The organism is Streptomyces sp. NPDC005070, from assembly GCF_053600395.1.
This window is the reverse complement of sequence record NZ_JBSFZS010000026.1, coordinates 1-25,750: the sequence shown is the minus strand read 5'-3', so window position 1 is coordinate 25,750 and position 25,750 is coordinate 1. Positions and strand designations below refer to the sequence as shown.

The following is a 25,750-nucleotide window of genomic DNA, read 5'->3' as shown; positions in this document are numbered from 1 at the left end:
TCCTTCAGCCGATTCCGGGGATGAGTGAGACGAGCAGGTCGATGATCTTGATGCCGATGAACGGGGCGACCAGGCCGCCGAGTCCGTAGATCCCGAGGTTGCGGCGCAGCAGCTTGTCGGCGCTGACGGGCCGGTACCGGACGCCCTTCAGCGACAGCGGGACCAGGGCGATGATGACGAGCGCGTTGAAGACGACCGCGGAGAGGATCGCGGAGTCGGGCGAGGACAGGTGCATGACGTTGAGCTTGTCCAGGCCCGGGTAGACGGCCGCGAACAGCGCCGGGATGATCGCGAAGTACTTCGCGACGTCGTTGGCGATGGAGAACGTCGTCAACGCGCCCCGGGTGATCAGCAGTTGCTTGCCGATCTCGACGATCTCGATGAGCTTGGTGGGGTTGGAGTCCAGGTCCACCATGTTCCCGGCCTCCTTGGCGGCCGAGGTGCCCGTGTTCATGGCCACGCCGACGTCGGCCTGGGCGAGCGCGGGGGCGTCGTTGGTGCCGTCACCGGTCATCGCGACGAGCTTGCCGCCGGCCTGCTCCCGCTTGATGAGGGCCATCTTGTCCTCGGGAGTGGCCTCCGCGAGGAAGTCGTCGACGCCCGCCTCCTCGGCGATCGCCTTGGCCGTCAGCGGGTTGTCGCCCGTGATCATGACCGTCTTGATGCCCATGCGGCGCAGTTCCTCGAACCGCTCCCGCATGCCCTCCTTGACCACGTCCTTGAGGTGGATGACCCCGAGGACCCGTGCGCCGTGCACGTCCTCGACGGCGACGAGCAGCGGGGTGCCGCCCGCCTCGGAGATCCGGTCCGCGAGGGTGCCGGCGTCCGCGGAGACCGTGCCGCCCTGCTCCTTGACCCAGGCGATGACCGAACCGGCCGCGCCCTTGCGGATCTTGCGTCCGTCGACGTCGACGCCGGACATACGGGTCTGGGCGGTGAAGGCGATCCACTCGGCGCCGGCGAGCTCGCCCTGGTGACGCTCGCGCAGTCCGTACCTCTCCTTCGCCAGGACGACGATCGAGCGGCCCTCGGGGGTCTCGTCCGCGAGGGAGGAGAGCTGGGCGGCGTCGGCGACCTCGGCCTCGGTCGTCCCGGTCACCGGGACGAACTCCGAGGCCTGCCGGTTGCCGAGCGTGATGGTGCCAGTCTTGTCCAGGAGCAGCGTCGAGACGTCACCGGCGGCCTCGACCGCCCGCCCGGACATGGCGAGCACGTTGCGCTGCACCAACCGGTCCATGCCGGCGATGCCGATCGCGGAGAGCAGGGCGCCGATGGTGGTCGGGATCAGGCAGACCAGCAGGGCCACCAGCACGACCATCGTCAGATGGGTGCCCGCGTAGCCCGCGAGCGGCGGCAGGGTGGCACAGGCCAGCAGGAAGACGATCGTCAGCGAGGCCAGCAGGATGTTCAGCGCGATCTCGTTGGGCGTCTTCTGCCGGGCCGCGCCCTCGACCAGAGCGATCATCCGGTCGATGAAGGTCTCGCCGGGCTTCGTCGTGATCTTGACGACGATCCGGTCGGAGAGGACCTTCGTGCCGCCGGTGACGGCCGACCGGTCGCCGCCGGACTCCCGGATGACCGGGGCCGACTCGCCGGTGATGGCCGACTCGTCGACGGAGGCGACACCTTCGACGACGTCACCGTCGCCGGGGATGATGTCACCGGCCTCGCAGACGACCCTGTCACCGATCGTCAGCACGGTGCCGGGCACCTGTTCCTCGGAGCCGTCCGGCAGCAGCCGGCGGGCGACCGTGTCGGTCTTGGCCTTGCGCAGGGTGTCGGCCTGCGCCTTGCCGCGTCCCTCGGCCACCGCCTCGGCGAGGTTGGCGAACAGGACGGTGAGCCACAGCCAGGCGCTGATCGTCCAGCCGAACCAGTCGCCCGGGTCCTTGAGGGAGAAGGCGGTGGTGAGCACCGAGCCGATCCACACCACGAACATCACGGGCGACTTGACCATCACCCGGGGGTCGAGCTTGCGGAACGCGTCCGGCACGGACTTGATCAGTTGCCCGGCGTCGAAGAGACCGGCTCCGACCCGTCCGTCCGTGGGCTTGTGCGCGGTGGGGACGTCGCTGTGCGGCGCCCTGGTGGGTGTGGCTGTGGACATCGAGTCCTCTGCCTTCTCTGTACGGGTGGTCATCACGCGAGTCCTTCGGCGAGCGGGCCCAGGGCGAGGGCCGGGAAGTACGTGAGACCGGTGATGATGAGGACCGCGCCCACGAGCAGACCGGTGAACAGCGGCTTCTCGGTCCGCAGGGTGCCCGCGGTCACGGGGACGGGCTTCTGTCCGGCGAGCGAACCGGCCAGGGCCAGCACGAACACCATGGGGAGGAAGCGGCCGAGCAGCATCGCGAGTCCGGTCATGGTGTTGTACCAGTCGGTGTTCGCGTTCAGGCCGGCGAACGCCGAGCCGTTGTTGTTGGCCGCCGAGGTGAAGGCGTACAGGACCTCGGAGAATCCGTGCGCACCGGAGTTGAGCATCGAGTGCGGCGGGGTCGGCAACGCCATGGAGGCCGCGGCGAAGACGAGGACCAGCGCCGGCGTGATGAGGATGTAGCAGGCGGCGAGCTTCATCTCCCGGCCGCCGATCTTCTTGCCGAGGTACTCGGGGGTGCGGCCCACCATCAGGCCGGCGATGAACACCGCGATGATCGCCATGATCAGCATGCCGTAGAGGCCGGATCCGGTGCCGCCGGGCGCGATCTCGCCGAGCTGCATGCCCAGCATGGTGATACCGCCGCCGAGTCCGGTGAACGAGGAGTGGAAGGAGTTCACCGCTCCCGTGGAGGTCAGCGTCGTGGCCACCGCGAAGATCGACGAGCCGGCGACGCCGAAGCGGGTCTCCTTGCCCTCCGTCGCCCCGCCCGCGAGGTCGAAGGCCGCGCCGTGGTGGTGGAACTCGGTCGCCATCATCAGGGCGGTGAACCCGATCCAGATGGTGGCCATCGTGGCGAGGATCGCGTACCCCTGCTTCACCGAGCCGACCATCACGCCGAACGTGCGGGTCAGCGCGAACGGGATCACCAGGATCAGGAAGATCTCGAAGAGGTTCGAGAACGGGGTCGGGTTCTCGAAGGGGTGGGCGGAGTTGGCGTTGAAGTAGCCGCCGCCGTTGGTGCCGAGCTCCTTGATGGCCTCCTGCGAGGCGACCGCACCGCCGTTCCACTGCTGCGAGCCACCCATGAACTGACCCACGGAGTGGATACCGGAGAAGTTCTGGATCGCCCCGCACACCACCAGGATCACCGCGGCGACCGCGGCGACCGGCACCAGGATGCGCAGCGTGCCGCGCACCAGGTCCGCCCAGAAGTTGCCCAGCTCACCGGTACGGGAGCGGGCGAAGCCCCGCACCAGCGCGACCGCGACCGCCATGCCGACCGCCGCGGAGACGAAGTTCTGCACGGCCAGACCGGCGGTCTGCACGACGTGACCCATGGTCTGTTCGCCGTAGTACGACTGCCAGTTCGTGTTCGACACGAACGACACGGCCGTGTTGAACGACTGGGCCGGGTTGACCGAGCCGAAGTGCAGCGAGCCCGGCAGCACTCCCTGCAGCCGCTGGAGCAGGTAGAGGAACAGGACACTGACCGCGGAGAAGGCGAGGACCGCGCGAAGGTACGCGGGCCAGGTCATCTCGGCGTCCGGGTTGGCGCCGATGCCCTTGTAGACCCACTTCTCCACCCGCAGGTGCTTCTCGGAGGAGTAGACCCGGGCCATGTAATTGCCGAAGGGGATGTAGACGAGCGCCAGCACGCCTATGAGGGCGAGCAACTGGAGGACGCCGGCGAGGACGGGGCTCATGCCGTCCGCTGCGACAGAAGCTGATGTCACAGTCAGAACCTCTCCGGGAAGACAAGGGCAAGGACCAGATAGCCCAGCAGGGCGACGGCCACGATCAGGCCGACGATGTTCTCGGCAGTCACAGCTTCGTCACCCCCTTGGCGACGAGGGCCACCAGCGCGAACACCGCGATCATGGTGACGACGAAGGCCAGATCGGCCATCGCGAGCTCCTAGGGGAGGTTCGTTTTGCATCGGACGGTTAGAGGAAACCGCCTCCCTGGCCGGATGCGGCCGCCGTTGACGACTCCCATACGGCGGCGCTCCCCGCCTTGACGCGACTCTTACGGCCACTGATCCGTCAGCCGGTCGGGCCAGGGTGGCGGCAGGTGGCTCGTGTCACATGAGCCGGAAGCGCAGCCTGCAGATCACCGCGTCGGTCTCCCGCCGCACCGCGTGGGCGACCACCGCGCCCCGCTGGTTCTGCAGCAGGCGCTGCCACAGCCGCTCCGGTTCGGCCTCCGGGATCAGCACGGTCACCCGGGTACCGGGCGCGGCGGCAGCCGCCGCACGGACGTACGCGGCGACGGGGCGGCCGAGACCGCGCCGCTCGCACGGCAGCCGCACCAGCTCCACGCCCGGGTCCCACAACGCCCAGGCACGCTCGAAGGCGTACGTCCGCGCCCGGTCCTCGGGGTCCGCGTAGCACACGGTCACCGCACGGACCTCGTCACCGAGCGCGGCCGCCGCCGTCAGCGCCTCCGATGTCAGGCGGGAGAGCGAGGCCACCGGTACCACCACCAGGGAGCGCTCCCGGTGCGGAGTCTCGGGGACGCGGCCGAGGCCGAGCCGCTCGCCGATCCGGCCGTAGGCGCGGTGCACGGCCTCGAAGGCCGCCACCAGCGCCGGGACGGCTATCACGATCAACCACGCGCCCTCGGTGAACTTGCTCGCGGTGACGACGACCGTGGCGACGCCCGTGAGCACGGCGCCGAAGCCGTTCAGCACCGCCTTCCCGCGCCAGCCCGGTCCCCGCTCGAGCCACCAGTGCCTCACCATGCCCACCTGGGCGATCGTGAAGCCGACGAAGACACCGATGGCGAACAGCGGCACCAGGGTGTTCGTGTCGCCGCCGGAGAAGACCAGCAGCGCGGCCGAGACCACGGCCAGCGTCAGAACGCCGTGCCGGTGGACCTGGCGGTCGGCCTTCAGGGCGAACATGTGCGGGGCGTAGTTGTCTCGGGCGAGCAGCTTCAGCAGGACGGGGAGCCCGCCGAAGGAGGTGTTCGCGGACAGCGCCAGCAGGGTCATCGTGGCGAACTGGATGACGTAGAAGGCCCAGTTGTGGCCGAAGGAGGCGTCCGCGAGCTGGGCGAGGACGGTGACGCCCTCGACCGGCTGGAGGTGGAAGCGGCCGATCAGCACCGACAGGCCGATCAGCATCAGTCCGAGTACGGCGCCGAGGGCGACCTCCGCGCGCTGGGCCCGCCGGACCCGCGGGGCCCGGAAGGACGGGACGGCGTTCGCGATGGCCTCGACGCCCGTCAGCGCGGCACAACCGGACGCGAACGCCTTCAGCAGGAGCAGCGCGCCCACGGTCGAGGCGTTGTCCGCGAGGACGGAGGCGTGCCCGGCCGCGGTCGCCGTGCTCACGGGGTGGGACCTGAACAGACCGACGACGATCAGGACGAGGATCGCGCCGACGAAAACGGCCGTCGGCACGATGAACGCTCGCGCCGACTCCACGATCCCGCGCAGGTTGACGGCCGTGACCAGGGCCAGCACCGCCAGGCACAGCCACATCCGGTCGTCGTAGAGGGCGGGGAACGCGGAGGTGAGGGCCGCCACGCCGGCCGTCACGGCGACCGCGACGTTGAGGACGTAGTCCAGTACGAGCGAGGCCGCGGCCGCCAGGCCGGTGCGGGGGCCGAGGTGCCTCTTGGCCACGGCGTAGGCGCCGCCGCCGTCCGGGAAGGCCGCGATCACCTGCCGGTAGGAGGCCACCAGCACCGCGAGCAGGCCGGCGATGGCGAGGGTCACCGGCATCGTGAAGCCGAGTCCACGGGCGCCGGCGGCGGCGAGGACGAGGACGATCGCCTCGGGGCCGTAGGCCACCGACGCCATCGCGTCCAGCGACAGGGCCGCGAGCCCGGTGACGGCGGTCAGCCGATGCCGTTCGCCGCTGTCGGGCGGCTCCTCGCCGCCGGGGACGGCATCGGGTTGCCCGGTGGTCCGGATGAGGACGGACATGGGTGCGTACTCCTTTGTTCCTGAGCCCCGCGCGACGGCCGAAAGGCCCGCGGGTGCACCCAGATTCGGTCCGGTTCCCGTCTCGGTGGCCGTTCCTTGCGCCTTCTTCGCGCCCGATCGGCCTCCCTTGACAGGACCTTGACGAGGAGGTCCTCAGGGACGACGAGAGGGGGACGGAGAGGCTTCGGGGGCGGCGGCCGCGCGGTGCTGTCCCGTGGCCGGTTCGGCACCCTGCGCCTGTCCCGCCATCGGGAGCGCGACCACCATCGTGAGGCCGCCGCCGGGGGTGTCCTCGGGGCTGAGGGTGCCGTTCATCGCCTCGGTCAGGCCGCGTGCGAGGGCGAGCCCGAGGCCGAGTCCCGTGCTGTTGTCGGTGTCGCCGAGCCGCTGGAAGGGTTCGAAGAGCCGGTCCCGGCCGTCGACGGGGAGACCGGGCCCGCGGTCCACGACCCGCAGCTCCACCCGCCCGGCCAGGACGCTGGCCGTGACCAGCACCTGTTTCCCGGGCGGGGTGTGCCGGGCTGCGTTGCCGGCCAGGTTGGCTATCACCCGTTCCAGCAGCGGCGGGTCGGCGAGGACCGCGGGAACGCGCTCCACGTCCGCCACCCGCACGTCGGAGAGGTCGGCCAGAGCCATGGGCAGCACCTCCTCCAGGGTGGTCGGGCGCAGGTCCAGGGTGAGGGCGCCGGCCTCCAGACGGCTCAGGTCGAGCAGGTTCTCCACCAGGCGGTTGAGCTTGGCCATGGACTCGTCGGCGGTGGCGAGGAGTTCGTCCCGGTCCTCGTCGGTGAAGTCGACGTCCCGGCTGCGCAGGGAGGTGACGGCGGCCCAGCCGGCGGCGAGCGGGCTCCGCAGGTCGTGGCCGACGGCCCGCAGCAGGGCGGTACGGAGCCGGTCGGCGGCCTTCACGGGCTCCACCTCGGCCGCCGCCTCGGCCAGCCGGGCCCGCTCGACCGCGGAACCCGCGTGGGCGGCGAACGCGGCCAGGACCCGTCGCTCGGACGAGGAGAGCGTGCGGCCCCGCAGGGCGAGGAAGGCGCCGGGGCCCGCCGGGACGACGGTCGTCCCGGCGGTGTCGGGGGGCTCGTCGACCAGGTCCGCCGACTCCATCGCGAAGGTCTCGCGCGTCCGCTCCAGCAGGGCCGGAATGGTCGCCTCCCCGCGCACGATGCTTCCGGCCAGGGACGACATGGTCTCGGCCTCGGCCGTCGCCCTGGCCGAACGGCGTGACAGCCGCAAGGACCGGTCCACGACCGCCGCCACCGTGGCCGCCACGACCACGAACACCGCGAGGGCCACCAGCGCGTTCGGGTCGCCCAGCGTGAACGCGCCGATGGGCGGGATGAACCAGTAGTTGAGCAGCAGGGACGCCGTCACCGACGCGATCACCGCCGAGACGACCCCGCCGATGCAGGCCACACCCACCACCGCGAGCAGGAACAGCAGCGCCTCGCTGGTCAGGTTCAGCGGTCCCCGGAGCTGCGTGAGGACGACCGTGAGCAGCACCGGCAGCACCAGTCCGGCCACCGGTCCCGCGACCATCCGGCCCGTGGACAGCGTGCGCCGCCTGGAGGGCAGGAGTGTCCCCCGGCCGGCCCGCTCGTGGGTGACCCGGTGGACGTCGATGTCCCCGGACAGCTCGGTGACGGTCTCCCCGGTACCGGGCCCGGTCAGAAAGCGTGCCAGGCGGCCCCGCCTGCTGGTGCCCAGTACCAGTTGAGTGGCGTTCTCGGTGCGGGCGAACTCCACCAGCACGGTGGCCACGTCGTCGCCGACGACGGAGTGGTAGCTGCCGCCGAGGTCCTCGGTCAGCCGGCGCTGCCGGGCCAGCGAGGCGTGCGAGACGCCGGCGGCCAGGCCGTCGCTGCGGGCCACGTGCACGGCCAGCAGATCGCCGCCGGCGGACCGGTCGGCGATGCGCGCGGCCCGCCGTACGAGCGTGTCGCCCTCGGGTCCGCCGGTCAGCGCCACCATCACGCGTTCGCGGGTCTCCCAGACCCTGCCGATGCTGTGCTGCGAGCGATATTCCTGGAGCGCCTCGTCGACCCGGTCGGCCAGCCACAGCAGCGCGAGCTGTCGCAGCGCCGTCAGATTGCCCGTCCGGAAGTAGTTGGCGAGGGCCGCGTCGATCTTCTCGGGGGCGTAGATGTTGCCGTGGGCCATGCGCCGGCGCAGTCCCTCGGCGGGCATGTCCACCAGTTCGATCTGCCAGGCGCGGCGTACGACCTCGTCCGGCACCGTCTCGTGCTGCGGCACGCCGGTGATCCTCTCGACGACGTCGTTGAGGGACTCCAGGTGCTGGACGTTCAGCGCGGTGATCACGTCGATTCCGGCGGCGAGCAGGGCCTCGATGTCCTGCACCCGTTTGGAGTTGCGGCCGTCTCCGGGGATGTTGCCGTGGGCGAGCTCGTCCACGATCGCGACCTGCGGGCGCCGGCCGAGGACCGCGGCCAGGTCCATCTCCTCGAAGCGTCCGCCGCGGTAGGAGCAGGGCGACCGGGGAACGGTCTCCAGGCCTTCGAGCATCGCCTCCGTGCGCGGGCGCCCGTGGCACTCCGCGAACCCCACCACCACGTCCGCCCCGCGGGCGGCACGGCGGCGCCCCTCGTCGAGCATCCGGTAGGTCTTGCCGACCCCCGGTGCCGTCCCGAGGTAGACCTTCAGTCGTCCGGGCCGTACGTCCGTCATCGCCGCCGACGCGCTCCTCTCCCTGCTCCGGCTTCCCCCGTGCGGGAGGATCCCTCCTCCAGGGAAGCCGCCTCACGCGCCGGGCGGCCCGGCTGTTGGCGCTTCCTTGGCGGAGTTCCCGGAGACCTTGACACCGCCTTGACGCGCCGCCGACGCTCGCGTCACCGCCGTGTCCGTGCACCCGGGCATGTGCGACACGGCCCTGCTGCCGGTGTACGCCGACTCGGCGTCCCCGCGGCGGAGGGGCCGCGCGTGGGGTCCGGCTGTGCGCTCCGGCCGTCGAGATCGACGGCGCCACGCGTATGGGATCCGTCAGTATCCGCATCGCGGGCGTCAGGGGTCCGTCAGCGACGGGCGCCGGATCCGGTGGCCCCGCATAGCGTCGACTCCGTGGAGCGAAGCGGAACGGCCGGCTCGGCCGGTGACCGGAATTGGCGTGCTGGTGCGCGGCTCGCGGTGACGTGCGCTCTGCTGTTCTGCGCCATGGCCCTGCTCGTCGACTGGGACGCGGGGAGCGTGACGCCACTGCGCGCTCTGCTGTGGGTCACGGTGTCGGCAGCGGTGGGCTTCGTCCTGCTGCCGCCCCGGGTGAGCGCGGGGCCCGGCCGGCTGGTGGTCCGCACGCCGTGGCGCCGGCACGTCGTCCACACGGACGCGCTGACGACCGTACGGCAGTACGCCGGCGTGTCCTCCCACCTGGTGCTGCGGGACGTCCACGGCCACCGCGCGGAACTCGACCCCCGCGTCCTCACCGCGAACCCGCTGATCTGGCACGAACTCGACACCGGTGTACGCCGGTCCGTCGAGCTCGGCACCCTGCGCGAGGGCGCCGAGCTCCTCGACCGGCTGGGACACCGGATCGACGACGAGACCGTGCGGGCGGTACTGCGGGCGTCGGGGCTCCCTCAATGAGGGCGGGGCGACCGGGCCGAGCGGTCCGGGCGGCGGCCGGGAGCCTCGGTCCGGGGTCGCGTCGCGGGGTCACGCCGCCGTGTCGTCGGCCTCCATGGTCATGCGGGCCACGTGGAGCGCCAGGTAGGAGACCTCGTCCTCGCTCAGTTGGCGTCCCAGACGCAGCTCGACGATCGTCGCGAGCTGCTGCGCGGTGCGGGTCGCCTCCGGGTAGTACTGGCGGATGCCCTTCCCGATCGTGGACTCGTGGCCCTTGAGCTGCCGACGCTGCTGGATCCGTACGAAGAGATAGCGCACGTGCGTGATGAACCGCGCCACGTTCATGGACTCGTGGGAGACGTCCAGCCCGTACCGCTCCCTGATGACGGCGAGCATCTGCTGGATGACCCCGGTCATCGTGTAGGTGAAGGACAGATCGCCCGAGACGAAGCCCGCGTTGACCAGGTGGAGGGCGAGCGGGGTCGCCTCGGAGGCATCCAGTCGCGGGGTCACGTGCTCGTTGACGGCCTGGAGCAGGAGCTGGGCCTGGGCGTACTCGGTGGCGTACAGGGTCTGCACCTCGGCGCGCAGCGGGTACTCGATGACGATGCCCCGCGCGGCCCGGTCCAGCGCTCCGGCGACGTGGTCGGCGACCGCGATGGCGAGGGTGGGGCGGGTGGACTCGCGCCCCTCGATACCGGCGTCGCCGAGGGCGGTCACGACGGCTTCGAAGATCTCCTCGCTGATGAGGGCCATGGCCTCGGCCAGCCGGTCGGGGTCCGCGTCGGGCCCGGAGCCCGCGGCGGGATCGCGGCCGTCGGCCGGGACGAAGACACGCTCGATGAGCGTGGGGTCGACGGGTTTGCCCTGGTGGGAGCTGAAGCCGATGCCACGCCCGGTCAGGATGACCGGCTGGTCCTTCTCGTCGCTCGCGAGGACCACGTTGTTGTTCAGGACACGCACAGCCTTCACCGCCGGCCCTCCTTTCCGTCCGATCTCCATCGTCTCCCGAACACCGATCCGGCGCGTGCACGCTCCCTCTCGGGAGGCGTGCACGCGCCGGATCGGATGCCTCAAGGGCGGCTGATCACCGCCGCACGGTCACCACGGGGGTGCCGGCGGTGACGTCCTGCCCGGTGTGCGGCTCGACCGAGGTCATGTCCGCGGTGTTGAGGACGGTCATCAGGGTGACGGCCGGGTGTCCCGCGGCGCGTACGGCACCGAGGTCGACCTCGGCGAGGAGGTCGCCGGCGGAGACCTTCTGCCCGGCCGCGACGCGCACGTCGAAGCCCTTGCCCTGCATCTTCACGGTGTCGATGCCGACGTGGATGAGGACCTCGACGCCGTTCGCGGTGCGGATGCCGAAGGCGTGGCCGGTGTCGGCGACGGTGACCAGCTCACCGTCGACCGGGGCGACGACGTGGCCGTCGGCCGGCTCGATGCCCACGCCCTCGCCGAGCGCGCGGGAGGCGAAGACCGGGTCCTCGACCTCGCCGAGGCCGACCACACGACCGGCGACGGGCGCCGTGAGGTCGAGGCCCTTCCCGGCGGCGGGAGCCTCGCCGGCGGTGGCGGGAGTCCCGGCCGGGGTGGCGGCTCCCGCGACGGTACCGGCGGAGGCACCGGTGGCAGCGGCGGCAGCGCCGACGGCGACGAGCTCGCGGTCGTCGGCCGCCACGGGCTGGGCGGGGACGACGGCCTTGCCGCCCGCGGCCGCCTCGGCCGCGTCGCGCTCGGCGTTGACCTGGGCGCGCTCGTCCTTGGTGCGGTAGTCCGCGAAGTACACGAGCGCCATCGAGGTGAAGAAGGCCGCCGAGATCGCGATGATGTACTTGATCATCGGGTCGAAGACCGGGATGGTCAGCAGCGAGGTGAAGGCGAAGGCCTTGGTGTTCACGCCGCCCAGGACGCCGATGATCACACCGCCCACGAGGCAGCCGACGAGCATGCGCGGGTAGATCCGCTTGAAGCGCAGGTGGATGCCGTACAGCGACGGCTCGGAGATACCGCCGAGCAGACCCGCGGCCAGGGCGCCGGTGGCGGTCTGGCGCATGTCCTTCTCACGGTGCCGGACCGACAGCAGCAGGACACCGGCGGTCGCGCCGAAGCAGGCGAAGTTCCACGTGCCCATGGGGCCCTGGATGAAGTCGTACCCGAGGGTGTTGATGTTCACGAGCATGAGCGCGTTCAGCGGCCAGTGCAGACCGAGCGGCACCAGGAACGGGTACAGCATCGGGATGACGATCGCGAAGACGATCGGGGCGTTGCCGTTCAGCCAGGAGAGACCCGTGCCGAGGCCGTTGCCGGCCCAGACGCCCATGGGACCGATGAGGAACGCGGTCAGCGGGATCATGATCAGCATGCTGAAGAACGGTACGAAGACCATCTGCACGTTCTCGGGGAAGATCCGCTTCAGGCCCTTGTAGACCAGGGCGAGCAGGGCGACCATCAGCAGCGGCACGAACACCTGGCCGCCGTAGTCGTTGAGCTGCATCGGCAGCCCGAAGACGTGCGCCACGGACTCCGAGGTGCCCAGCGTCGCGTTGGTGGTGGTGGTGACACCGGGGGTCTTGGACCCGATCATGCCCGTGAAGTTCGGGGTCATCACCGCGGCCATCACGGTGGCGCCGACCCAGGGGTCGATCTTCAGCTTCTTGGCCGCGTTGTAGGCGACCATGATCGGCAGGAAGTACAGCACCGAGCGCCACATCGAGTCGACGAAGACCCAGGTGGCGGATTTGTCCGCGGACCGGAAGTCGACGATGCCGAAGGCGTCGAGCATGGAGGCGATCGCGATGATCAGGGAGGCGCCGAGCAGCACGCCCAGGAGCGGACGGAACGAGTCCGAGAGGTACTCGAAGAAGTTGTCGAGCCAGGAGAAGCGGCCCCGGCCCTTGGCGCGGATCTCGGCCTTGACCTCGGCGTCGGACTGCGGAGGGGGCGTGGCGCCGCCGGTCATCGACGGCAGGTTCATGATGTCCGAGTAGACGCCCGCGACGGCGCCGCCGATCACGATCTGGAAGCGGTCGCCGGACTGGGGCACCGTGCCCATGACGCCGTCGAGGGCGTCGAGCGCGACCTGGTCGACCTTCTCGCCGTCGTGGAGCTGGAAGCGCAGGCGCGTGGCGCAGTGCGTGAGGCTCTCGATGTTCTCGGAGCCGCCGACGCCACTGAGGATCTTCTCCGCCAGCGCACCGGGTGTGGGTGTGTTCATGACGCGTCCTTGCATCCCTGATTCTTGCGGTCTTGCCTCGGTCCGCGATCTCGCACGCACGGAACGAGGCAACAAAAAAGGCCCGGGGAGCGCACGGGGCGCCACCCAGGCCTTGCCTCCCTCACGCCGGACGCCGGTGGCGTCTGCGTAGGGAGTAACAATCCTGCGATCGAGATCGATCGAAAATGACTATAGCAGCGCGGCGAGGGTCTCCGAGGGCGTCCGTGACCATCACCACGCGACCGCACGGCGGGCACGCGGCACCGGCCGCGGGCCGGCGGCAGCCCGCCCCCTCCGATCGATTGAAACCGTTCAATGTTCGAGCACGCGAACCGGCCGATTCGGTTGATGACACGGATAAGCATGGCCGATTTCCGGAAAATACCGCCGCCCTTGTTGACCGTCGCCTCCCCCGCCCCTACCTTCACCGCCGTGAAACGATTCACAACTCCTAGGTGAGGGGCCCCAGTTGATCAGCAGGAGGAACATCCTGGCGGGCGCGGCCGGAGCGGCGGGTGTCGTCGCGGCGACGGCCGCCGGAGCGGGAACGGCCTCGGCCGCGCCCTCGTCGGCACCCGCGCCGGCCGGCCCGCGTGCCCGGCGCGCGGCCCCGCGCGTCACCGCTCCGACCGTCGAGTACGTCGAGCACCCGCTGGGGCTCGACACACCGCACCCCCGGCTGAGCTGGCCGATGGTCTCGGACGCACCGGGGACGCGGCAGAGCGCGTACCGGATCCGCGTCGCCACCAGCGCGTCCGGGCTCTCCCGGCCCGACGTCTGGGACAGCGGGAAGGTGACGTCCGGCCAGTCCGTCCTCGTCCCGTACGCCGGTCCCCGGCTCGCCCCGCGCACGCGCTACTTCTGGTCCGTGCGGGTCTGGGACACCGACGGCACGGCCTCCGGCTGGAGCGCGCCGTCCTGGTGGGAGACCGGTCTCCTGGACACGCCGTGGTCGGCGGAGTGGGTCTCGGCTCCTCCCGCCCTCACGGACGCGCCCTCTCTGGAGGGCAGCGCCTGGATCTGGTTCCCCGAGGGTGATCCGGCGAGCAGCGCCCCGGCGGCCACACGGTGGTTCCGGCGGGTCGTCGACGTTCCCGACGGTGTCACGGCGGCGAAGATCGCCTTCAGCGCCGACAACGTTTTCTCGCTCTCGGTGAACGGCGGCGAAGTGGCCCGTACCGACCTGGCGACCGAGCACGAGGACTGGCGCCGTCCGGCCGTCGTCGACGTCCTCGGACGGCTGCGCCCCGGACGGAACGTGCTCGCGGTGGAGGCGGCCAACGCGACGGTGGGGCCCGCCGGCCTCGTCGGTGTTCTCACGCTGACCACCGCCTCCGGTGAGCGGCGGACCGTCACCGACGCGTCCTGGCGGACCACGGACGCGAAGCCCGCCGACGGCTGGCGCGGGGACGGCTTCGACGACGGCGGCTGGCCGGCTGCCAAGGTGGCCGCCGCGTGGGGCGCGGGCCCCTGGGGCAGAGTCGTCCCGGCGTCGTTCGCCGCGAACCAGCTCCGCCACGCGTTCACCCTGCCGGACAGGAGAGTGGCCCGCGCGCGCCTGTACGCGACGGCCCTCGGCCTGTACGAGGCCCACCTCAACGGCCGACGGGTGGGCCGCGACCAGCTCGCCCCCGGCTGGACCGACTACCGCGAGCGCGTCCAGTACCAGACGTACGACGTCACCTCCCTCCTGCGGCCCGGGGCCAACGCCATCGGCGTCTGGGTGGCGCCCGGCTGGTACGCGGGGAACGTCGGCATGTTCGGACCCCACCAGTACGGTGAACGCCCCGCGCTGCTGGCGCAGTTGGAGGTGGAGTACGCCGACGGGACGAGAGAGCGCGTCACGTCGGACACCGACTGGCGGGCCGCGTCCGGACCGATCGTCGCGGCCGACCTGCTGAACGGCGAGACGTACGACGCGCGAGCGGAGACCGACGGCTGGACCTCCCCCGGCTTCGACGACCGGACCTGGCTCGCCGTCCGCGCCGCCGGGGACGCGGCGCCCCACCGGATCGTCGCGCAGCCCGACGGCCCGGTGCGCGTGGCCGCCGAACGGCCCGCCGAGAAAGTCACCGAACCCGCCCCGGGCGTCCACGTCTTCGACCTGGGCCAGAACATGGTCGGCTCGGTCCGGCTGCGCGTCTCGGGCGAGGCCGGAACGACCGTGCGGCTGCGTCACGCCGAGGTCCTCAACCCGGACGGCACCCTCTACACCGCCAATCTGCGCTCGGCGGCGGCGACCGACACGTACATCCTCAGGGGTGGTGGCGAGAAAACGTACGAGCCGCGCTTCACCTTCCACGGGTTCCGCTACGTCGAGGTCACCGGGTTCCCCGGGACTCCCTCCGCGGGGGCCGTGACCGGCCGCGTCATGCATACGTCGGCGCCCTTCACCCTGGAGTTCGAGACCGACGTTCCCCTGCTCAACCAGCTTCACAGCAACATCACTTGGGGCCAGCGGGGCAACTTCCTCTCCGTCCCCACGGACACGCCCGCGCGCGACGAGCGGCTCGGCTGGACCGGTGACATCAACGTCTTCGCGCCCACGGCCGCGTACACCATGGAGTCGGCGCGCTTCCTGGCCAAGTGGCTCGTGGACCTGCGCGACGGCCAGACCGCCGAGGGCGCGTTCACGGACGTGGCGCCCATGGTCGGGACGGTGGGCAACGGGGTCGCGGGCTGGGGCGACGCGGGTGTCACCGTCCCCTGGTCGCTGTACCAGGCCTACGGGGACCGGCAGGTCCTGGCCGACGCCTGGCCGTCCGTCCGGGCGTGGCTGGGCTACCTGGAGCGCCACAGCCAGGGCCTGCTGCGGCCCGCGGACGGCTACGGCGACTGGCTGAACGTCTCGGACGAGACGCCCAAGGACGTCATCGCGACCGCGTACTTCGCGCACAGCGCCGACCTCGCGGCCCGGATGGCCACCGCGCTCGGCGAGGATCCCGCGCCCTGGGCCGGCCTGTTCGACCGCGTCCGGGAAGCGTTCCGGAACGCCTACGTCGGCGCCGACGGGAAGGTGCGGGGCGACACGCAGACGGCGTACGTGCTCGCCCTGTCGATGGACCTGGTTCCGGACGCCCTGCGCACGGCGGCGGCCGGACGGCTCGTCGACCTGATCCGCGCGAGGGACTGGCATCTGTCGACGGGCTTCCTCGGGACGCCCCGGCTGCTCCCGGTCCTCACGGACACCGGGCACACCGACGTCGCCTACCGGCTGCTTCTGCAGCGTTCCTTCCCGAGCTGGGGCTATCAGATCGACAAGGGCTCGACCACGATGTGGGAACGCTGGGACTCCATCCGGCCCGACGGCGGTTTCCAGACCCCGGACATGAACTCCTTCAACCACTACGCCTACGGCTCGGTGGGCGAGTGGATGTACGCGACCGTCGCCGGCATCTCGCCGGGCGGGCCCGGCTACCGGGAGACCGTCGTCCGTCCCCGGCCGGGCGGCGGCGTCACCTCCGCGCGGGCCACGTTCACCTCCCTCTACGGCCCGGTCTCCACCCGGTGGCGGCAGCGCTCCGACGGCTTCGACCTCACCTGCGCCGTGCCCGCCAACACCACGGCCGAGGTATGGATCCCGGCGGCCGGCCCGGACGCGGTCGCCCACACCGGCGCAGCCTTCCTGCGTACGGAGGACGGCTGCGCGGTGTACCGCGTCGGCTCCGGCAGCCACCGCTTCACCGTCTGAGCGGGGGCCGAGCGGACCGAGCCGGCCGAGGTGATCGGGTGGTCACGGTGTTCGCGTCGCCGCTACGGCGTCGCGTCCGCCGTGACCGGGAGCTGCTCCTCGTGGTGCTGCCGGCCGGTCCTGAACTGCGTGCGGTACAGCTCCGCGTAGCGCCCGTCCGCCACGAGCAGATCCTCGTGGGTGCCCCGCTCGACGATCCGGCCCGCCTCGACGACCAGGATCAGGTCGGCGGCCCGTACCGTCGACAGCCGGTGCGCGATCACGAGGGCGGTGCGGCCCTCCAGCGCCTCGGTGAGCGCCTCCTGGACGGCCGCCTCCGACGTGTTGTCGAGATGGGCGGTGGCCTCGTCCAGGATGACGACGCGCTGGCGGGCGAGCAGGAGCCGGGCGATGGTCATGCGCTGGCGCTCGCCGCCGGAGAGCCGGTAGCCGCGCTCGCCGACCACGGTGTCGAGAGCGTCGGGCAGGGACCGTACGAGGTCGTCGAGACGGGCCCGGTTCAGTACGTCCCACAGCTCGTCCTCGGTCGCGTCCGGCCGGGCGAGGAGCAGGTTCTCGCGGACCGAGTCGTGGAAGAGGTGCCCGTCCTGGGTCACCATGCCGAGGGTCGCGCGCATCGACGCGGCGCTGAGCTCGCGGACGTCGACGCCGCCGATGCGCACGGCGCCCGCGTCGGTGTCGTACAGCCGCGGCAGGAGTTGCGCGATGGTCGACTTGCCGGCGCCGGAGGAGCCGACGAGCGCGACGGTCTGGCCGGGTTCGGCGCGGAAGGAGATGCCGTGCAGGACCTCGTCGCCGCCGCGGGTGTCGAGGGCGGCGACCTCCTCCAGGGAGGCGAGGGAGACCTTGTCGGCGGAGGGGTAGGCGAAGCGGACGTCCTCGAACTCGACGGCCGCGGGCCCCTCCGGGACCGTGCGGGGCTCCGGCTTCTCCTCGATGAGCGGCTTCAGGTCGAGCACCTCGAAGACGCGCTCGAAGCTGACCAGGGCGCTCATGACCTCGACGCGCGCTCCGGCCAGCGAGGTGAGCGGCGCGTACAGACGGGTGAGCAGCAGGGCCAGTGAGACGACCGCGCCCGGCTCCAGGGTGCCCCGGAGGGCGAACCAGCCGCCGAGCCCGTAGACGAGGGCGAGTGCCAGGGCCGAGACCAGGGTGAGCGCGGTGATGAAGGCGGACTGCGCCATCGCCGTACGGACACCGATGTCCCGCACCCGCCGGGCGCGCGCCGCGAACTCGGCGGACTCCTCCCCGGGCCGCCCGAAGAGCTTGACGAGGGTCGCGCCGGGCGCGGAGAAGCGCTCGGTCATGCGGGTGCCCATGGAGGCGTTGAGGTCCGCGGCCTCCCGCTGGAGCCTGGCCATGCGGCTGCCCATGCGGCGGGCGGGGAGTACGAACACCGGCAGCAGGACCAGCGCGAGCAGCGTGATCTGCCAGGACAGGGTGAGCATCACGACCAGCGTGAGCAGCAGGGTCACGACATTGCCGACGACGCCGGACAGGGTGTTGCTGAACGCGCGCTGGGCGCCGATCACGTCGTTGTTGAGTCGACTGACGAGCGCTCCCGTACGTGTACGTGTGAAGAACGCGACCGGCATGCGCTGCACATGATCGAAGACAGCCGTGCGCAGATCGAGGATGAGCCCCTCGCCGAGCGTCGACGAGAGCCAGCGGCCCACGATCCCGAAGGCCGCCTCGGCGAGCGCGATGACGGCGATGAGCACGGAAAGACGCACGACGGTGCTCTCGTCCCCGTGGGCCACGATGGTGTCCACGACGTGGCCCGCGAGCACCGGCGTCGCGACGGCCAGCAGCGCCGTCACCACACTGAGGAGGACGAACTGCGCGATACGGCGGCGGTGCGGGCGGGCGAAGGCGGCGATGCGGCGCAGCGTCGCGCGGTCGAAGGGACGACGCTCCTGTTGGGCGTTCATGACACTGTGCAACTGCGTCCAGGCTGTGGTCTCCATGCTCATAAGAGAGACAGTAGGACCTCAAGCTTTGTTGAGGTCAACGCATCGGGGCGGGAGCACTCCCACGGGTGGGCCTCCCCCGCCCCCGCGGACGACGCGCGGGCCGCGCGTCCCACGGCTTGCCCGGCGTGTCAGCCTCCGTCCCCGCGCCCGCAACCTCGCGTTGGTGCGGCGTGGAAAACCTCTCGAGATGTGACAGCCGTACGACTTCCCCGGGCACTGCCCCGGCTCCCCCGCCTCCCCCGCCTCCTCACCCTGCGGCCCGCCGTCCGGCCGGTCCTGTGCCTGATCCCGCTCGCGCTGGTCCTGGTGGTGGCCGTACGCCACCGGTCCGTGCTCGCCGAGGGCTTCGGCCATCTGAGGTCGGCCGAGTGGCCCTGGCTCGTCGCCGCGGCCGCCGCCACCTGCCTGACCTGGGTGGCCGCGGCCGTGACCCGTCAGGGCGCGGTCATGGAACGGCTGCCCGCCCGGCGTCTGCTGGCCACGCAGTTCGCCGCGGGCGCGGCGAACCATCTGCTGCCGACCGGACTGGGTGCCGGGGCGGTCAATCTGCGGTTCATGACCGTGTGCGGGGTGCCGCTGGCCCGGTCCTCGGCCGCGCTCGCGCTGTATCTGCTGGCCGAGGCGGTGGCCCGGTTGACCCTGCTCGTCGGCCTGCTGATCGCGTTCCCCGACGCGCTGCGGGTCGACGGTCTGATACCCGACGGCGCGACCGGGCCGCTGCTGCTCGGCGTCGGCGTGGTCCTGTGCGCCGCGCTGGCCGTGCTCGCTCTCGTACGAAAGCTGCGCACGGCCGTCCTCTCCTTCCTGCGCACCGCCTTCGGTGAGGCCCGCTCGGTGCACACCCGCCCGTCCCGCGCCTTCGCCCTGTGGGGCGGCTCGCTCGCCTTCCCGCTGCTCCAGGCCGCCGGACTGGCCTCGGTGGGACGCGCGCTGGGCCTTCCGGTGTCGCCCACGCACATGATGATCGCCTACCTGGCGGCGACGATCGCGGTCGCGATGGTGCCGACCCCCGGCGGGCTCGGTTCGGTGGAGGCCGCGCTGATCGTGGCCCTGGTCGCGGCGGGCGGCCCGGTGGCCGTGGCGACGGCGGTGGTGCTGGCGTACCGGATCATCACGGTGTGGGTGCCGCTGCTGCCGGGTGCGCTGACGCTCGGCGCGCTGGTCCGCTGGAAGGTGATCTGACCCGGTCCGGGGCGAGGGGACACGAGCGCGTCCGTCCCGGGGTCGTGCGGTGCGCCGCATGCTGTGATACCGAGGAGTAACCACGGCGTGCGGTGTGGCGCGTCGGCCGCCGAAAGGGACAGCGCGATGCCGGTCCGCAGCGAACGTCAGGGTCACGTCACCACGATCGTCCTCTCCCGGCCCGCGGCCCGGAACGCGGTGGACGGGCCGACCGCCGCCGAACTCGTCGACGCCTTCCGGAAGTTCGAGGCGGACGAGACGGCGCGCGTCGCCGTGCTGTGGGGCGAGGGCGGCAGCTTCTGCGCGGGCGCGGACCTCAAGGCCATCGGCACCGAGCGGGGGAACGAGGTCGCCGAGGAGGGAGACGGGCCGATGGGGCCCACCCGGCTCCGGCTGACCAAGCCGGTGATCGCGGCGGTCGCGGGGCACGCCGTGGCGGGTGGTCTGGAGCTGGCGCTCTGGTGCGATCTGCGGGTCGCCGAGGAGGACGCCGTCTTCGGGGTGTTCTGCCGTCGCTGGGGCGTGCCGCTGATCGACGGGGGCACGGTACGGCTGCCCCGGCTCATCGGCACGAGCCGGGCGATGGACATGATCCTCACCGGCCGTCCCGTCGGCGCCCGGGAGGCGTACGAGATGGGGCTCGCCAATCGTGTCGTCCCGGCCGGCCGGTCCCGCGCCGAGGCCGAACGGCTGGCCGCCGAGATCGCCGGCTTCCCGCAGGCCTGCCTGCGCAGCGACCGGGCCTCGGTCCTCGACCAGGAGGGCCTGGTCGAGAAGGAGGCCATGCGGACCGAACTCCGCTACGGGATGGGCGTCCTGGAGGAGAGCATGGAGGGCGCGGCCCGCTTCGCCTCCGGCGCGGGACGCCACGGCGCCTTCGGCGAGGGGTGACACCGGCGGGCGCGTGTGCGGCGGGGGCCGCGGTCGCGCGGTTCCGGTCCGGTGGTGGGTCGGGGCCGTGCCGGTGCATCCGCCCGTCGCCGTTGGACAAGAGGTGACCGTCGGTGGCGACGGGCATGTGATGTACCGGCACGGCCCCGACGGCGCGCTCCCGGCTGCCGGTGCGCGGTGGCCGGTGCGCTCCCGGCTGCCGGTGCTCGGTGGCCGGTGCGCGGTGGCCGGATCGGGTTGCCAAAGGCTGCCCCCCGTAGGGCTGGTGACGGAGAGGCAGGGGGATGCGGCAGGATGAGCCGTCTCCCCGGACGACGGCGAACGCCCGTCCGGGCATGATCGCGTTCCCGGATTCGAGCAGGTGGCAAGTGACGACACAGCACATTCGGCCCGTGGGCCCTCATCCCGGTACGGGTCCCGGTCCCGCTCTCCGAGGAGGTCACCGATGAAGCGCTCCGTCACCCTGGACGACCTGATGATCGCCGGAATAGCCGTGGCGGCCGGGCTGCTGGCGGCGTTCCTGCTGCGGATGCTGCTGCGCTGGCTGGGCAAGCACGCCGAGCGCACCCGCTGGAGCGGCGACGACGTCATGGTGGACGCGCTGCGTACCGTCGTGCCGTGGTCGGCGGTGGCCGGGGGCATCGCCGCGGCGGCCGCGGTGCTGCCGCTGACCGCGCCGGTCGGCCGCACCGTCAACCGGTCGCTGACCGTCCTGCTGATCCTGGTCACGACGGTCACCGCGGCCCGGCTGATCACCGGTCTGGTCCGGTCGGTGACGCAGTCCCGCTCGGGCGTCGCCGGTTCGGCCACCATCTTCGTCAACATCACCCGGGTCGTGGTGCTGGCGATCGGCTTCCTGGTCGTCCTGCAGACCCTGGGCATCTCGATCGCGCCCCTGCTGACGGCCCTGGGCGTCGGCGGTCTGGCCGTCGCGCTCGCGCTCCAGGACACCCTCGCCAACCTCTTCGCGGGCGTGCACATCCTCGCCTCGAAGACGATCCAGCCGGGCGACTACATCCGTCTCAGCAGCGGGGAGGAGGGCTACGTCGTCGACATCAACTGGCGCAACACCACGGTCCGTCAGCTCTCCAACAACCTGGTCATCATCCCCAACGCCCAGCTCTCGGGCACCAACATGACCAACTTCACCCGGCCCGAGCAGAAGATGACCCTCCTGGTGCAGGTCGGCGTCGGTTACGACAGCGACCTCGACCACGTCGAGCGGGTCACGAACGAGGTCGTCGCCGACGTGATGAACGGGATCGACGGTGCCGTCCCGGAGCACGAACCCGCCGTGCGTTTCCACACGTTCGGCGACTCGCGCATCGGTCTCACCGTGATCCTCGGTGTGGGCGAGTTCAGCGACCAGTACCGGATCAAGCACGAGTTCATCAAGGCCCTGCACAAGCGCTACCGGGACGAGGGCATCCGGATTCCGTCGCCCGCCCGGACGGTCGCGCTCCAGCCCGGCGGAGCGGGCTTCCTGGAGACCGCCATCCCGCATCAGCGCGAGGCCGCGCAGCGGCCCTGAGAACCCCGCGCAGGGCCCTGAGAACGGGCCGGGGGCCGGGCGGATCACTCCGCCCGGCCCCCTTTTCACGCCCGCCCGGTCAGAGCGTGGCGGTCACGGCGTGGCCGTCAGAGCGTGGCGGTCGAGTCCGGGTAGTGGCCGGGCGCGCGGTTGCGCGGAGCGACCAGACTCGACACGACCGGGGTGACCGTCCAGTCCGGGTGGTTCGGCATGCGCGGGGTCTTCGTCCCGTACAGCCAGTCGTTCAGGAAGCCGGACTGGTCCGCGCCGGAGATCTCGGTGGCGACCGCGATGTAGTCGGCGGTGGTCGCCGCGCGGTTGCGGTACCGCTCCAGGAAGGTGCGCTCGACGCGGTTGAAGACGTCCTCGCCGACCAGCTCGCGCAGCGCGTACAGGACGAGGACTCCGCCCAGGTAGCGCTGGTTGTCGAAGAGGTTGACGGCGTTCGGCGCGGCGACGGGGCCGGAGGACTGACGCCACTGGTCGCCCCTGGCGTACGTGTCCTTCATCCGGGCTTCCATGGTGGTCAGGCCGAGCGAGTCGGCCCAGCCGCGCTCGTACCGGTAGAGCAGCCCGTAGAAGTCCGCGTGGCCCTCGTTCAGCCACAGGTCGGCCCAGTCGGCGGGGCTGACGCTGTTGCCGAAGTACGAGTGGACCAGCTCGTGCATCATGTGCGAGCCGATCTTCTTCTCCTCCTGGAGCAGGAAGTTCGGCTTGTAGAGCGTCAGGGTCTGGGTCTCCAGGCCCGTGAAGTCGAACGCGTTCGAGGCGTCGTTGTTGCAGGGCAGCAGCCCGTACGTCTCGAACGGGTAGGCGCCGAGGCGCTGTTCCAGCCACGCCACGAGGTTCGGGGTGAGCGCGAGCGCCGGCTCCAGCGCGGCGGCCCGCGCGGTCGGGACGACGTCCCGCAGCCCCAGCCCGTGCGGGCCCTGCCGCTCCTTGACGACGTAGTCGCCGACGGTGATCTGCACCAGTTCGGTGGCTATCGGGTCGGCCGAGCGGTACGTGTACGCGGTCCGGTCGCCGTCGAGCTGCTCCGTGCGGGTCAGCGAGCCGTTCGCGACACCGCGCAGGGTGTTCGGCACGGTGATGCGGAAGCTGAAGTCCGCCTTGTCCGTCGGGTGGTCGTTGCACGGGAAGACGGTGTGCGCGGCGTTGGGCTGGGGGCAGATGGCGAATCCGTCGGGGGTGGGCACCCAGGCGGTGTACGCCAGCGTCCTGGCCGGGTCGGCGCCGTACTCGACACAGACCGCGACGGCACAGGACTTCGGCAGGGTCCGCGCCGGGGTGACCCGCAGCTTCTCCCCCGCCTGCTCGAAGGCCGCGGCCACTCCGCCGACCCGCACCGTCCGCACGTCCAGGCCGAGCGCGTCGAGCGAGAAGCGCGAGAGGTCCTGGGTCGCCTTGATCCTCAAGGTCGCCCTGGCGTCGACCAGGCGGGTCGTGGCGTCGTACGCGAAGTCGAGGTGATACGCCTCGACGCGGTAGCCGTCGTTGCCGAGGGCCGGGAAGACGGAGTCGCCGAGGGTCTCCGCCCCCGGGGTGCCCTGGTCCGGCCTTAAGGCCAGGGGCCGCGCCGAGGCGGTGGGGGCGACGGCGAGCGCGGCCGCCGTTCCGAGCAGCGCGGCCGCGGGGGCCGTCACTCTGGTGCGATATCTCATGGTTCGCTTTCGTTCGGGCGACAGAGGGCAGGGAGATCCGCCGCAAGATCAGTTGCGCGGTCTCTTTGATGTACGGCTGAGCGGGCCGTCCGGTTGCCTCCGGCGGGTGGAACCGGTTTTCACTCCGGCTCGCGCGTTCACTTCCGCGGCCGGAGGGATGCCGGAGGTGTCCGATGAGGGCGATTCGCTCCGGCGGACCCGCTTCGGCCCGTACGGCCGTTTCCCGCCTCTCCTCGTCCGACGCGGGACGGACCCCTGTCGAGCCGGGGGCTCCCACGAGATATCTTGATGTCGAGCAATGTTGCAGACGTGGAGCGGAGCACCCGGTGACTGACTCGACCATCATTTACACGCACACTGACGAGGCCCCGGCCCTGGCGACGTATTCGTTCCTGCCGGTGGTCCAGGCGTACGCCTCTCAGGCGGGTGTCACTGTGGAGACCCGTGACATCTCGCTGGCCGGGCGCATCATCGCCCTCTTCCCGGAGTTCCTCCAGGAGGACCAGCGCATCGCGGACGCCCTGTCCGAGCTCGGTGAGCTGGCCAAGGCGCCCGGCGCGAACATCATCAAGCTGCCGAACATCTCGGCGTCGATCCCCCAGCTCAAGGCGGCGGTCGCCGAGCTCCAGGCGCAGGGCTACGCGCTTCCGGACTACCCGGACGACCCGAAGTCGGACGAGGAGCGCGACATCCGCGCCCGTTACGACAAGGTCAAGGGCAGCGCCGTGAACCCGGTCCTGCGCGAGGGCAACTCCGACCGCCGCGCCCCCGCGTCGGTCAAGAACTACGCCAAGACCCACCCGCACCGCATGGGCGCGTGGTCGTCCGAGTCGAAGACGAACGTCGCCACCATGGGCGTCGACGACTTCCGCTCCACCGAGAAGTCCGCGGTGATCTCCGAGGCCGGCACGCTGCGCATCGAGCTGGTCGGCGACGACGGCTCCACCACCGTGCTGCGCGAGTCGGTACCCGTGCAGGCCGGCGAGGTCGTGGACGCGTCCGTCCTGCACGTCGCGCCGCTGCGTGAGTTCCTCACCGAGCAGATCGCCCGCGCCAAGGCCGAGGGCGTCCTGTTCTCGGTGCACCTCAAGGCCACGATGATGAAGGTCTCCGACCCGATCGTCTTCGGTCACGTCGTGCGTGCCTTCTTCCCGAAGACCTTCGCGGCGCACGGCCAGACGCTCGCCGCCGCCGGTCTGACCCCGAACGACGGTCTCGGCGGCATCTTCAAGGGTCTGGAGGCCCTCCCCGAGGGTGCCGAGATCAAGGCGTCCTTCGACGCCGAGCTCGCCGAGGGCCCGGCCCTCGCGATGGTCGACTCCGACAAGGGCATCACCAACCTGCACGTGCCGTCCGACGTCATCGTCGACGCCTCGATGCCGGCCATGATCCGCACCTCCGGCCACATGTGGGGCCCGGACGGCCAGGAGGCCGACACCCTCGCGGTCCTGCCGGACTCCTCCTACTCCGGCGTCTACCAGGCCGTGATCGAGGACTGCCGCGCCAACGGCGCCTACGACCCGTCGACCATGGGCTCCGTCCCGAACGTCGGCCTCATGGCGCAGAAGGCCGAGGAGTACGGCAGCCACGACAAGACCTTCGAGATCCCGGTCACCGGCACGGTCCGCCTGGTCGACGCGGCCGGCGACGCGGTGCTGGAGCAGGCGGTCTCCGCCGGCGACATCTTCCGCGCCTGCCAGACCAAGGACGCGCCGATCAAGGACTGGGTGAAGCTCGCCGTCACCCGCGCCCGCGCCTCCGGCGACCCGGCCGTGTTCTGGCTGGACGAGACCCGCGCCCACGACGCCAACCTGATCGCCAAGGTCAACCAGTACCTCCCGGAGCACGACACCGAGGGCCTGGACATCCGTGTCCTCGCCCCCGTCGAGGCCACCAAGCTCTCGGTCGAGCGCATCCGCCGCGGCGAGGACACCATCTCGGTGACCGGCAACGTGCTGCGTGACTACCTGACCGACCTGTTCCCGATCCTGGAGCTGGG

Annotated in this window: 15 protein-coding genes; 6 read left to right on the top strand and 9 right to left on the bottom strand. The window is 71.4% G+C overall.

The window, feature by feature from the left end; all coding sequences use genetic code 11:
* Positions 1-4 precede the first annotated feature (4 nt).
* From kdpB to ACWEBX_RS11825, 5 genes are all read right to left on the bottom strand, one after another.
* Positions 5-2,140 (bottom strand): potassium-transporting ATPase subunit KdpB, encoded by a 2,136-nt coding sequence (gene kdpB, locus ACWEBX_RS11845; RefSeq protein ID WP_451884725.1) that lies wholly within the window; start codon positions 2,138-2,140, stop codon positions 5-7.
* Positions 2,140-3,801, bottom strand: a complete 1,662-nt coding sequence (gene kdpA, locus ACWEBX_RS11840) for a potassium-transporting ATPase subunit KdpA (protein ID WP_451884760.1) — start codon at positions 3,799-3,801, stop codon at positions 2,140-2,142. Before kdpA ends, kdpB begins: the two co-directional genes overlap by 1 nt.
* Positions 3,802-3,833: 32 nt before the next feature.
* Positions 3,834-3,923, bottom strand: coding sequence for a K(+)-transporting ATPase subunit F (gene kdpF / locus ACWEBX_RS11835; RefSeq protein ID WP_055544543.1), 90 nt, complete (start codon positions 3,921-3,923; stop codon positions 3,834-3,836).
* 255 nt (positions 3,924-4,178) lie between these two features.
* Positions 4,179-6,029, bottom strand: coding sequence for an APC family permease (locus ACWEBX_RS11830; RefSeq protein WP_451884724.1), 1,851 nt, complete (start codon positions 6,027-6,029; stop codon positions 4,179-4,181).
* A 153-nt stretch (positions 6,030-6,182) separates the two neighbouring features.
* The gene (locus ACWEBX_RS11825) at positions 6,183-8,717 is read right to left on the bottom strand and encodes an ATP-binding protein (protein WP_451884723.1); all 2,535 of its coding nucleotides are present in this window, start codon (positions 8,715-8,717) and stop codon (positions 6,183-6,185) included.
* A gap of 390 nt (positions 8,718-9,107) precedes the next feature.
* Here ACWEBX_RS11825 and ACWEBX_RS11820 point away from each other — a divergent pair, with 390 nt between their 5' ends.
* Positions 9,108-9,629: a hypothetical protein gene (locus ACWEBX_RS11820; protein WP_451884722.1), complete on the top strand. Its 522-nt coding sequence runs from the start codon at positions 9,108-9,110 to the stop codon at positions 9,627-9,629.
* Positions 9,630-9,698: 69 nt separating this feature from the next.
* On the opposite strand, the gene ACWEBX_RS11815 is transcribed toward ACWEBX_RS11820, so the two are convergent.
* Positions 9,699-10,580 carry a PRD domain-containing protein gene (locus ACWEBX_RS11815; protein WP_451884721.1) on the bottom strand — a complete coding sequence of 294 codons (882 nt, stop codon included), beginning with the start codon at positions 10,578-10,580 and terminating at the stop codon, positions 9,699-9,701.
* A 115-nt stretch (positions 10,581-10,695) separates the two neighbouring features.
* Entirely contained in the window at positions 10,696-12,822 is a 2,127-nt protein-coding gene (locus tag ACWEBX_RS11810) for a glucose PTS transporter subunit IIA (protein WP_451884720.1), read from the bottom strand.
* Between the two features lie 469 nt (positions 12,823-13,291).
* Here ACWEBX_RS11810 and ACWEBX_RS11805 point away from each other — a divergent pair, with 469 nt between their 5' ends.
* On the top strand, positions 13,292-16,513 hold the full coding sequence (locus tag ACWEBX_RS11805; RefSeq protein ID WP_451884719.1) for an alpha-L-rhamnosidase: 3,222 nt from the start codon (positions 13,292-13,294) through the stop codon (positions 16,511-16,513).
* Between the two features lie 62 nt (positions 16,514-16,575).
* On the opposite strand, the gene ACWEBX_RS11800 is transcribed toward ACWEBX_RS11805, so the two are convergent.
* On the bottom strand, positions 16,576-18,480 hold the full coding sequence (locus ACWEBX_RS11800) for an ABC transporter ATP-binding protein (protein ID WP_451884718.1): 1,905 nt from the start codon (positions 18,478-18,480) through the stop codon (positions 16,576-16,578).
* A gap of 195 nt (positions 18,481-18,675) precedes the next feature.
* Here ACWEBX_RS11800 and ACWEBX_RS11795 point away from each other — a divergent pair, with 195 nt between their 5' ends.
* From ACWEBX_RS11795 to ACWEBX_RS11785, 3 genes are all read left to right on the top strand, one after another.
* Positions 18,676-19,668, top strand: a complete 993-nt coding sequence (locus tag ACWEBX_RS11795; protein ID WP_451884717.1) for a lysylphosphatidylglycerol synthase transmembrane domain-containing protein — start codon at positions 18,676-18,678, stop codon at positions 19,666-19,668.
* Positions 19,669-19,794: 126 nt separating this feature from the next.
* A complete protein-coding gene (locus ACWEBX_RS11790; protein ID WP_451884716.1) occupies positions 19,795-20,559 on the top strand; it encodes a crotonase/enoyl-CoA hydratase family protein in 765 nt (254 codons plus the stop codon).
* A 445-nt stretch (positions 20,560-21,004) separates the two neighbouring features.
* Positions 21,005-22,090, top strand: coding sequence for a mechanosensitive ion channel family protein (locus ACWEBX_RS11785; RefSeq protein ID WP_451884715.1), 1,086 nt, complete (start codon positions 21,005-21,007; stop codon positions 22,088-22,090).
* Between the two features lie 107 nt (positions 22,091-22,197).
* On the opposite strand, the gene ACWEBX_RS11780 is transcribed toward ACWEBX_RS11785, so the two are convergent.
* Entirely contained in the window at positions 22,198-23,751 is a 1,554-nt protein-coding gene (locus tag ACWEBX_RS11780) for a M1 family metallopeptidase (RefSeq protein WP_451884714.1), read from the bottom strand.
* 326 nt (positions 23,752-24,077) lie between these two features.
* On the opposite strand from ACWEBX_RS11780, the gene ACWEBX_RS11775 reads away from it, so the two are divergent.
* The coding region (locus ACWEBX_RS11775; RefSeq protein WP_451884713.1) for an NADP-dependent isocitrate dehydrogenase at positions 24,078-25,750 on the top strand (1,673 nt) is incomplete at its 3' end.